Origin of the sequence: Glutamicibacter sp. NPDC088483 (genome assembly GCF_044753145.1) — a bacterium.
Lineage (GTDB): Bacteria > Actinomycetota > Actinomycetes > Actinomycetales > Micrococcaceae > Glutamicibacter.
Genome location: NZ_JBIVMP010000001.1, coordinates 875677 through 876647, shown reverse-complemented (window position 1 = coordinate 876647; position 971 = coordinate 875677). Strand labels below are relative to the sequence as shown.

Genomic DNA, 971 nt, shown 5'->3' with positions numbered 1-971 from the left:
AACACTGCGGATAACGCTGATGCGAACACCGATGCCAACACGGATGCGAATACTGACGCGAACACCGATGTGAACACTGCGGATAACGCTGATGCCAACACGGATGCGAATACTGACGCGAACACCGATGTGAACACTGCGGATAACGCTGATGCCAACACGGATGCGAATACTGACGCGAACACCGATGTGAACACTGCGGATAACGCTGATGCGAACACCGATGCCAACACGGCGGATAACTCGGCTGAGAACACTGGCGACAACACTGCGGACAACACGGAGCACCCGATCGTCAGCGTTGTACCTGATTCCGTTACGGAAGGCGACGAAGTTACCGTAATTGGTGACAAGTTCACTCCGGAAGGCAACGTCAAGGTAATCATCCGAAACTCAAATGGTGAAGAAACCCCAGTACATGAGGGCGATGTCATCGTTGATGAAGATGGTCGATTCGAGTACAAGTACGATACCGATGGCTTGCCTGAGGGTATCTACACCGTTGAAGTGACGGACGAAGAAACCGGAAAGACTTACACTGAGTACTTCCAGGTAACTCCGGACGATGCCGCTGAGAACGAAGTTCACATCGATATCACCCCTAACCGTTTGATCAAGGGTGAATCGGGAATCGTAACCGGTAAAGAGTTCACCGCAAATGGCGAAGTCAAGATCGAGCAGAGCCAGCTGGGCGACACCAGCTCGGCCGTAGCCAAGATCGCTGCTGCTGCCATGCCTGAAACCGTTACCGCTGACGACAAGGGCGACATTAGCTTCGAGGTCGATTCGACTGATTTGGCACTTGGTAGCTACTTGATCGTTGCAACTGATGTTGAAAGCGACGCATACGGGTTCACAACCTTCACCGTTGTGGCTGACGACTCGACGGATGTGAACACGGCAGACAACACCGCGGATAACGTTGATGCGAACACCGATGCCAACACGGATGCGAACACTGCGGATAACGT

Annotated in this window: 1 protein-coding gene; it reads left to right on the top strand. The window is 52.8% G+C overall.

Features of this window, described 5'->3' with window-relative positions:
• The coding region (locus ACIP6G_RS04230; protein ID WP_400288734.1) for a hypothetical protein at window positions 1-971 on the top strand (971 nt) is incomplete at both ends.